Origin of the sequence: Halorubrum rubrum (assembly GCF_024494685.1) — an archaeon.
GTDB classification, from domain to species: domain Archaea; phylum Halobacteriota; class Halobacteria; order Halobacteriales; family Haloferacaceae; genus Halorubrum; species Halorubrum rubrum.
Genome location: NZ_JANHDM010000018.1, coordinates 42,243 through 51,799, shown reverse-complemented (window position 1 = coordinate 51,799; position 9,557 = coordinate 42,243). Strand labels below are relative to the sequence as shown.

Here is a 9,557-nt window from a genome sequence, read left to right as displayed (position 1 = left end):
ATTCGAAAGTGATAGACCGGCAAGATGGTGGCGAATACCCTTTTCAATGATCTCGCGGGGTGTCCGCTCTCGCTCCACAAATTCCAAGTCGATCCACTCGGTAGACTCGCTGAGGCGGTTGGATTCGAACATGGACATTCGAACTACCGACCGCCTCTTTCTTAACTTAACACCGCGCGGAGTCCCGACCTCAATTTTAAATAGTTATAGATTCCTGTTAGCGTGTGACATGTCTATCGATCCCAACTTCGAGGAGAACCGGGAGGTAGTCGACGAGCACGAGGGTCACGACGTCTGGGGTCCCGTGGACGACCCGGAACGGCTGGGCATACACGGCACGCACGTCGCGGTCGACTTCGACATCTGCCTGGCCGACGGAGCCTGTATCGAGGACTGTCCCGTCGACGTGTTCGAGTGGGTCGATACCCCCGGCCATCCCGAGAGCGAAATAAAAGCGGACCCGGCCAACGAGTCGCAGTGTATCGACTGTATGATCTGCGTCGACGTCTGCCCCGTCGACGCCATCGACGTCGACGCGGGACGGGCGGGTCGGATCTGAGGCCGTCGAACGACGGCCGGTCTCGCCACGTTCCACACGAAAAACAATTAAGGAACTACCCGTCGGATGCGAACACGAGAGGGTGTAACAATGAACACGGTCGTTCTAACGAAAGGCGTCCCGGACTTCCGGGAGGGACAGGTCTCCTTCGACGAGGACGGACACCTCGAACGGGGAGAGACGCCGACGGTGATGAACCCCAACGACGAGCACGCGCTCGAGGCCGCGCTCCAGACGAAGGTGCGGCGGGGCGGCACCGTGAGCGTGATGAGCATGGGGCCGCCGGGGTACGGCGACGTGCTCCGGGAGGCGATGGAGTCGGTGTACGCCGACGACCTCTACCTGCTGTCGGACCGCGAGATGGCCGCGGCGGACACGTGGGCGACGGCGATCACGATCGCGACGGCCCTCGGGAAGATGGAGCCCTCGCCCGACCTCGTCTTCGCGGGCTTCAAGACCGCCGACGGCGAGACCGGCCACACCGGGCCACAGACCTGCTGGGCGTACGGGATGCCGATCGTCACCCACGTCGTCTCCATGGAGGTCGACCCCGACGCGGAGCGGCTACGGGCGAAGCGGCTCGTCGAGGGCGACATCGAAGAGATCGAGACCGTCGAGACGACGCTGCCGGCGTTCGTCGTCGCGGACCCGGAGTTCGAGCCGTCCTACCGCCGGGCCGAACACCGCCTGCGTCACAAGGACCTCCGCGAGGAGACGCGGGAGCGCGCCGGAGAGCACGAGGAGCACCTGACGGTGTGGGACCACGCCGACCTCAACCTCGACCCGGACTACATCGGGCTCGACGGCTCGCCGACCGTCGTCTCCTCGGTCGATCCCATCCCGAAGGCCCCCGCCGAGCGCGACGCGACGATGGTCGATCCCGAGAGCGACGAGGAGATGGCGGCGGTCGTCGACGAGATGGCGCCGCTCGCGGGGGGTGAGTGACGATGGCGGACGCACCGATGGACCCCGGCGAGTACGCGATCCAGGAGCTCGGCCCCGAGATCCGGTCGATCGAGGACGTCGACGCGCTGCGGGCGATCCTGGAGGCCGAGGAGGCCGGCGAGAACCGCGCGGGCGCGAAGACGATCATCGAGAGCCGGATCGAGAAGTTCACCGAGGACGAGGAGTCGACCGGCGAGATCGATCCGAGCGAGATGACCGCCGCCGAGGTGGGGAACGCACTCCAGGACGTCGACGACCCCGAGGAACTGGAGCGGATCCGCGCGGCCGAGGAGGAGGGGAAGAACCGTGACAGCGTGCTCACGCTCGTCGACAACCGCCTCGACTCGGTGCGCGGCAGCGACGCGGAGGCGGCCGAGGTCGTCCCGCCCGAGGAGAAACACCCCGACCTCGACCACCCGACCGCGGACAAGCGACACGTCCGCGCGCTGGAGGAGGGCACCTACGCCGACATGTGGGTGTACTGCGAGACGCAGGCCGGCGACCTGATCGACGTCTCCCTGGAGATGCTCGGGAAGGCGCGCGAGCTGATGGACGACTACAACGAGACGTACGACGCCGACGAGAAGGTCGTCGCCGTGCTCGTCGGCGACGGCGTCGCGACACACGCCGAGACGTGTATCGAACACGGCGCGGACGTCGTCGTCCACCACGAGGACCCGCGACTGGACCGGTTCCGACACGAGCCCTACACCCGCGTGTTCTGCGACATGGCGCGCTGGGGCGGCGATCCGGGCGCGGGGAACCCCGACCCCGCGGCGTGGCGCGACTACGACGAGCCGCGCTACGTGCTGTTCCCGGCGACGCCCAACGGCCGCGACCTCTCGGCGCAGGTACAGGCGGAGCTCGACTCGGGGCTCGCGAGCGACTGCTCGGGGCTCTACATCGAGAACGCGGTCATCTCGAACCCCGCGAAGACCGGCGGCGAGGACCGCGAGTTCGAGCGCGTCCTCCACATGAAGCGACCGGACTTCAGCGGCTTCGAGTACTCGACCATTCTCTGTCTCGACAACCCGAGCCGCGAGTTCCATCCGCAAGGGGCCTCGGTCATCCCTGGGAGCTTCGAGGTGCCCGATCCCGAGCCCGAGCGGGAGGGCGAGGTCGTCGAACACGAGTTCGAGCTCGACGAGGAGTGGTTCCGCGTCGAGGTCGAGGCCTTCGACCGGCTGGAGGGCGGCGTCGACCTGACCGGCCACGAGGTGATCGTCGCGCTCGGGCGGGGCATCGGCGACGACCCCACGCGCGGGATGGAACTCGGCCTCGAGTTGGTCGACGCGTTCGAGGACGCCGCCCTGGGGATCTCCCGCGGTATCGTCACCTCCTCCTACGAGTTCGAGGGCCACGTCGAGGAGTACGCCGCCGAGGAGCGGCAGATCGGCGAGACCGGCCAGGAGGTGGAGCCCGACCTCTACGTCGCCGCGGGCATCAGCGGCGCGATCCAGCACAAGGTCGGAATGGACGAGTCCGACACCATCGTCGCGGTCAACACCGACCCCGAGGCGGACGTCCGGGACTTCTCCGATTACTTCATCGAGGGCGACCTCTTCGAGGTGCTGCCGCGGCTGGTCGAGGCCCTCGAAGCCGGGAAGTTGGACGCCGCCGCCGTCGCGGACGGGGGTGAGACGGGATGACCGAGCGCGAACGCTACGAGGCCGTCGTCGTCGGCGCGGGGCCGGGCGGCGCGGCGGCCGCCGCGGCGCTCGCTCGGAACGGCGTGGAGACCCTCGTCTTGGAGCGCGGCGTCGAGACCGGATCGAAGAACGTCTCCGGCGGCCTCCTCTACGCGGAGGCGTCCGCACCGTACGCGATAGACGACCTGTTCCCCGAGTTCCGGGAGGCCGCGGCGGAGCGCCCCGTCACGGACTACTACCTCCACAACCTCGCGGGCGATCGGGTCAAGACCTTCGACATCACCGACCTCCACGAGCACGACACCGAGTGGTCCGACGCCGTCCTCCGCCGGAAGATGGACTCGTGGCTCGCCGAGCGGGTCCACGAGCTGACGCGGGAGACCGGGGGCGGCCTGCTCACCGGCGTGCGGGTGAACGGGCTGCTCCGGGAAGACGGGGAGATCGTCGGCGTCACCTGCGACGAGCTCGATCCCATCGAGGCCGACTTCGTCGTCGCCGCCGACGGCGTGAACAGCGAGCTCGCCCGCGACGCCGGGCTGATGGACTGGGAGGAGCCCGAGGAGTGGTTCCAGGGCGTGAAGGCGGTCGTTGACATGCCGGAGGGCGCGGTCGACGACCGGTTCGACCTCGACGACGGCGAGGGCGAGGCCCACCTGTTCTCCGGCGACCTCTTCGAGGGCGTCCGCGGCGGCGGGTTCCTCTACACCAACGAGGACACCCTCTCGATCGGGACGGTGTTCCACCTCGACAGCCTCGTCGCGGAGGAGGCCGAACCCCACGAGCTGCTGGACGCGCTGCTCACGCACCCGCTCTTAGCCCGCTGGCTGGACGACGGGTACGAGGAGCTGGAGTACGCCGCGAAGCTCGTCCCCGACTCGAAGAAGGTGGCTCACCCGTCGCCCCACCGGGGCCGTCTCGCGCTCGTCGGCGACGCCGCCGGACAGATGCAGGCCCAGGGGCCGATCATCAAGGGGATGAACCACGCCGTCACGGCCGGCGCGCTCGCGGCCGAGGCGTTCGTGGAGGCGCGCTCGCGGAGCGATCCGGACGCCGCGGGCGCCCTCTACGAGCGGAAGCTCCGCGAGGAGGGCGTGATGGAGAAGCTTCGCCCCAGGCGGTACCGTGCGGTCCGGACGCTCGCAGAACACGACCCGGTCACGGACGTCCTGGACGCGGTGTTGGACTCGCCGGTCGGACGGTTCGGCGTGCGGGCGCTCGGCGACGACCTCGAACGGCTGTACGGCTCGCCGTTCCTCTCGATGATGGTCCCGGACACCCGGACGCCGTACGTGACGCTGCCGACGGTCATCGCGGAGGAACTCGGCGACCCCGTCGAGACGAAGAACGGCGTGACGCCGCCGGATCTGGCCGATCGGATCGGCAGTCTCACCTACGACGTCGACGTGGGCAACCCGCACATCGAACTCGTCGACGACGCCGTCGGGGCCAGCGGCGACGCCGTGACCGCCTGTCCGGTCAGCGCCCGCGACTTCGGCGGCGGCTGCTACCGCGAGGAGACGGTCCGGACGAACGGCGAGGAGCGACGCGTCGTGAGCCTCGACACCCAGCCCTGCGTCGAGTGCGGGACCTGCGCCGTCGTCGCGGACACCGACTGGGAGCACCCCCGCGGCGGGAAGGGCGTCGAGTTCCGGCAGGGATGAGATGACGACCTCGCCGTACGCCGAGCGCATCGCCGACCTGGCCGATCGGGCCCGTGAAGAGCGGAAGTCGTTCGAGCCGCCGGCGTCGCCGCCGGCCAAAGAGCGCGGTCTCGAGTACCTCCGCGAGGGGTTCGGTCCGACGGTCGCGGTGTACCTCCGGGGCCGAACGGGCGACGAGCACGTCCGATTCTCCGAGGTCGAGCTGTCGCTGCTTCAGGCGGCGATAAACGACTGGCTGGCGCTGTACCTCCGGTGTCACGGCTCGTCTCGCGACCCCGCCGTGACCGTTCGAGAGGCTGCGGAGCTGTTGGTCGAGACCCACAACGTCCGTGACACCGCACAGCTGCTCACCGGCGTCCCGCCCCGCGCCGATCGATGACACTGCCAGTCCTACATGAATAATAATTAGACATAAGTGATAGTGCGTGGTAGTCTCAGGCATGATCCAGCAGGTAGAACACAAGGATCGGCGAGACATCTACGGGTACGTCCAGGAACGCGGTCGGGTGGCGTACGAGGCGGCCAGGGAGGGGCTGGATTTCGATCCGACACGGTTCGGCCACCACGTCACGATCCTGAAGCGCGACGGGCTGTTGCGGGAGGAGGGCGGCGACCTGGTGCCCGGCATCGAGGACGACTTCGGGGGCGGAGCCGAGGAGGAGTTCGCCGGCGACGAGGTGTCGTTCAGCATTCGACCGGCGCGACAGGCCGACCTCTCGGGGCTCCTCGGGGTGATACGCGACGCCGTCGAGGACGGCAACGACGTCGTCGCGGAGAACATCGCGGACGTCGTCGACGAGGAACGGATGCTCTTCCGGCGGGACGGAGTGAAATCTCGCGTGTTCTTCGTCGCGACCGTGAACGGCGACGTGGTCGGCTGGGTCAACATCAGCCACCCGGAACTGGAGAAGCTGAGTCACACGGCGGAACTCACCGTCGGCGTCCTCTCCGAGTACCGCCGACACGGGATCGGGAGCCGCCTCCTCGAACGCGGTCTCGAGTGGGCCGTCGAGGAGGGATACGAGCGGATATACAACAGCGTTCCCTCGACGAACGAGGAGGCGATCGCGTTCCTCGAAACGCACGGCTGGGAGGAGGAGGCGACCCGCGAGGACCACTACCGCATCGACGGCGAGTACGTCGACGAGGTGATGATGGCCGTCACGCTCTAGCCCGCCCCGTCGCGGTCGCCGCCCCCGTCCGATCGCCGCCCCCGTCCCGGTCGCCGACCCTGCCGTCTCCGTTCGGTCGCCGATCACCACGCGCCACCGGTGAACTGATGTGGGTGCTCCCCCGACGACGAGACGTGACGGCCGTCGTCAGCGCCTTCGTCCGCCATCGCGCCGCGGTGTGCTGCGTCCGGCGCCGCGACGACGCCGAGACGGACGCCGGTCGCCTCGACGTCGTCTCCGGCGAGGTCCGGTCGGACGCGACGGATCCGGTCGAGGACGTCCGGCGAGCCCTCCGCGCGGCGATGCCGGACGCCGACCTCGACCTCGTCCGCCGCGGGGAGCCGCTTTCCGTGGCCGGCGAGGGCACCGAGCGAACGGTTCACCCGTTCCTGTTCGAGGCGGCGGGCCGCGACCCGCCCGCCCACCGGTCGCCGGACGCGGTCGAGTGGCTCCCCCCGACGGCGTTTCTCACGCGCGAAACCGTTCCCGGCCTGTGGGAGCGCTATCGCCGCGTCGCCCCCGACGTCGACGCGATCCGGACCGACGAAGTCCACGGGGCCGCGTGGCTCTCCCTCCGCGCGCTGGAGGTTCTCCGCGACGCGGCGGGGGTCGTCGCGTTCGGCGCGCAGGTGAACGAGGGGGCGGAGGACGGGGAGGCGGAGGACCGGATGGAGCGAGTCAGGGGCGTGGCCCGTGACCTCCGCGACGCCCGGCCGAGCATGATCGTCGTTCGGAACCGGGTCGATCGGGTCATGGACGCGGCGGCCGGGACGCCGCGGGCGGTCCACGACCGCGCGGTCGACGCCCTCGACGACGCCTTCGACGCCGACCGCCGGGCTGCGGAGCGGGCCGCGGACGCGATCGCCGACGCGCCCGGTCGGGTCGCCACCCTGTCGCGGTCGGGGACCGTCGCCGACGCGATCCGGGCGGCCGGCCGCGCGGCGGTCGTCGGCGAGTCGCGGCCGGCGCGCGAGGGCGTGACCGCGGCGGAGCGGCTGGCCGCCGACGGCGTCGACGTCGCCCTCACGACCGACGCCGCGCTCCCCGGACGCGTCCGCGACGGCGACGTGGGCTGCGTCCTGCTCGGCGCGGACCGGGTCCTTCCGACCGGCGACGCGGCGAACAAGGTCGGCTCGTATCCTCTGGCGCTGGCGGCGGCCGACGCCGACGTTCCGGCGTACGTCGTCGCCGCCGCGGACAAGGTCGCGGCGGAAACCGCGGTCGTCGCCGAGGCGGGGGACCCGTCGGCGGTGTACGACGGCGACGCCGCCGTCTCGGTCGAGAACCCCGTCTTCGAACGCGTTCCGGGCGACCTGCTCCGCGGGGTCGTGACCGAGGAGGGGATACTCGACCGGGACGCGATCGCGGCGCGGGCCCGCGACCACGAGAGGCGGTCGGCGTGGGTCGAGCGCGTCGATTCCGACGACGTCGAGTGAGTCGCTCGAGCGGGCGTCCGTTCCCGTGCGGCCCGTCGCGGGCGACCGACTGCGGCCGGTTCGTCGGGCGGTGCCGGCTACGCCGAGGGCGCGGTCGACTCGGAGCGGTCGTCGCGCTCGGGCGACTCGCCTTCGCTGGTTCCGGTTTCGGTCGCCGGCTCGCCGAACGCGTAGACGGTGTTGTGGCCGGTCACCTCCACGACGAGGAAGTCGCCGACGGCGACCCCGCGCTCGGTCGCGTTCTGGACGATTATCTGTCGGTAGGCGGAGTCCCGACACTTCACCGAGTCGCCGGTTCCCTCCTCGACGACGAGCACCTCGAACTCGTCGCCGACCATCGACTCGTAGGCCTCGCCGACGATCGCCATCTTCAGCTCGGACATCGCCTTCGAGCGCTCCTTTTTGACCGTTCCGCCGAGCCCCTTCATGTCGGCGGCATCGGTGCCGGGTCGCTTCGAGAAACGGGTGACGTTGATCTTCTCGGGGCGCACCTCGGAGAGGAGATCCATCGACGCCTCGTGGTCCGCCTCGCTCTCGGTCGGGAAGCCCACGATGAAGTCCGTCGAGAGCGTCCAGTGGTCCAGCCGGTCGTCGAGCGCCGCCACGACCTCCCGAAACTTGTCGACGCGATGCTGCCGGCGCATGTCGGCGAGCACGTCGTCGGAGCCGGACTGGACGGGGGCGTGGATGAAGTCGTACAGCTTCTCGTTTCGCGCGAAGACGTCGGCGAGCTCCTCGTGGATCCCGTGGATCCCGCCGGGATTCGCCATCCCGAGCCGGACCCGGAAGTCGCCATCGATGGCACAGATCCGGTCGAGTAGTTCCGGGAGCTTCCGGTCGCCCGTGTCCCAGCCGTAGACGCCGGTGTCCTGGCCGGTGACCCGGATCTCCTTCGCGCCGGCGTGGACCAGCGCGCGGGCCTTCTCGACGTTCTCCTCGATCGGCGGGGAGTCGACGCGACCGGTCGCGAACTTGGTGATACAGTACGAGCAGTTGCTCATACAGCCGCGAGCGATGGGGAGGATGCCGATCACGCCGTCGAGGATCGGCTCCGTGTCGGGGGTGTGGGTGGGGCACTCGCCGTTGAGCACGTGTTCGGGGACCTCGTCCCAGTGGAGCACCTCGGCGTCGATGCCCGCCTCGCGGAACTCCTCGCCCTGCGCCAGCGCCATACAGCCGGTGACGACGAGCTCCGCCGTTTTCGCCTCGAGCTCCTCGGCGCGCCGGAGCATGTTGCGCTCGGTCTTCTCGACGACGGTACAGCTGTTGAGAATGGCGACGTCGGCTTCCTCCGGACCGTCCGCGGGCCGGTGGCCGCCGTCCCGGAGGGCGCGTTCGATCGCGCGGCTCTCCCCCCGGTTGGACGTACAGCCGTACGTCTCGATGTGGTACGTCGCCATCGGTTGTCCCCCCTATCCGGCGGGCGGGCAAAAGGCCCCCGGATCGGGATCGGATCTCCACCCGAACTCGTCCGGTCTCGGCGCGGTGGCTGGGAGGATCGGGACCTCGGGGCCCTCTCGGCTCCTCCTCTTCGGGCACCGTCGTCGGCCCGTCCCTCAGAGCGACCTTCCCGAACTCGACGGGCGCAGACGCGTCTTCGGTCGCGGTCGGTCCGCGAGCTCGCGAGGACGTCTCAGTCGTCGTCGACGAGCTCGAAGAGGTTGCCCCAGTTCTCCGTGGTCTCGCTCCCTGGAAGCATATCACGGAGCTGCTGGAAGTCCGACTCCGGGACCTCCTCGTGGACGAGATCGAGGACGACACGGGCGTGATAGGCCGCGTCGGCCGGATCCGAACCCTCGATCTCGCTCACTCTCTCGACGAACTCTCGCCAGTCGAAGCGCTGTCCGTGTTCGTCGACTGCCCCGGTCAGATACCACTTGATCTCGATCGGAAGCGACGCCGCGAGGTCCGCCGCGTTTCCTTCGGGGATGCGCTGACCGAGCGTCATGAGCGTCGCCCGTATCGCTCGGACCGTTTCGCCCGTTCCGGGCGTTTCGAGTCGGTGCTGGGCTTGGCCGGCGAACTCGTCGAAGTTCATACGTTCCTGTTGTCGCTTATGGCATATCAATATACTTGTACTTCTTCGGCGGGCAAACACGGCTTCGGCGTCCCGCCGGTCGTGACACGTCGATGCG

At 69.4% G+C, this 9,557-nt stretch carries 9 protein-coding genes and 1 pseudogene; 7 read left to right on the top strand and 3 right to left on the bottom strand.

What is annotated here, in order from left to right; translation table 11 throughout:
• Window positions 1-132 (bottom strand): annotated as a pseudogene (locus tag NO889_RS15970) (IS6 family transposase); the annotation flags it as partial.
• 97 nt (window positions 133-229) lie between these two features.
• Here NO889_RS15970 and NO889_RS15965 point away from each other — a divergent pair.
• The 7 genes from NO889_RS15965 (at window position 230) to NO889_RS15935 (ending at window position 7,422) form a co-directional block, all read left to right on the top strand.
• Window positions 230-559: a 4Fe-4S dicluster domain-containing protein gene (locus NO889_RS15965; protein ID WP_256413216.1), complete on the top strand. Its 330-nt coding sequence runs from the start codon at window positions 230-232 to the stop codon at window positions 557-559.
• Window positions 560-649: 90 nt separating this feature from the next.
• Window positions 650-1,504 carry an electron transfer flavoprotein subunit beta/FixA family protein gene (locus NO889_RS15960; protein WP_256413215.1) on the top strand — a complete coding sequence of 285 codons (855 nt, stop codon included), beginning with the start codon at window positions 650-652 and terminating at the stop codon, window positions 1,502-1,504.
• A gap of 2 nt (window positions 1,505-1,506) precedes the next feature.
• Entirely contained in the window at window positions 1,507-3,153 is a 1,647-nt protein-coding gene (locus tag NO889_RS15955) for an electron transfer flavoprotein subunit alpha/FixB family protein (protein WP_256413214.1), read from the top strand.
• A complete protein-coding gene (locus NO889_RS15950) occupies window positions 3,150-4,814 on the top strand; it encodes an FAD-dependent monooxygenase (protein WP_256413212.1) in 1,665 nt (554 codons plus the stop codon). The genes NO889_RS15955 and NO889_RS15950 overlap by 4 nt, the downstream gene beginning before the upstream one ends.
• A gap of 1 nt (window position 4,815) precedes the next feature.
• A complete protein-coding gene (locus NO889_RS15945; RefSeq protein ID WP_256413211.1) occupies window positions 4,816-5,193 on the top strand; it encodes a DUF8055 family protein in 378 nt (125 codons plus the stop codon).
• Between the two features lie 61 nt (window positions 5,194-5,254).
• Window positions 5,255-5,986 (top strand): GNAT family N-acetyltransferase, encoded by a 732-nt coding sequence (locus NO889_RS15940; RefSeq protein ID WP_256413210.1) that lies wholly within the window; start codon window positions 5,255-5,257, stop codon window positions 5,984-5,986.
• Window positions 5,987-6,120: 134 nt separating this feature from the next.
• Window positions 6,121-7,422, top strand: a complete 1,302-nt coding sequence (locus NO889_RS15935; RefSeq protein WP_256413209.1) for an eIF2B alpha/beta/delta subunit family protein — start codon at window positions 6,121-6,123, stop codon at window positions 7,420-7,422.
• Window positions 7,423-7,499: 77 nt separating this feature from the next.
• Here the strand turns inward: NO889_RS15935 and NO889_RS15930 are convergent, their stop codons facing one another.
• Together NO889_RS15930 and NO889_RS15925 are read right to left on the bottom strand one after the other, a co-directional pair.
• Window positions 7,500-8,822 carry a tRNA (N(6)-L-threonylcarbamoyladenosine(37)-C(2))-methylthiotransferase gene (locus NO889_RS15930; RefSeq protein WP_256413208.1) on the bottom strand — a complete coding sequence of 441 codons (1,323 nt, stop codon included), beginning with the start codon at window positions 8,820-8,822 and terminating at the stop codon, window positions 7,500-7,502.
• Window positions 8,823-9,055: 233 nt separating this feature from the next.
• Window positions 9,056-9,460, bottom strand: a complete 405-nt coding sequence (locus tag NO889_RS15925) for a DUF2267 domain-containing protein (RefSeq protein WP_256413207.1) — start codon at window positions 9,458-9,460, stop codon at window positions 9,056-9,058.
• Window positions 9,461-9,557 lie beyond the last annotated feature (97 nt).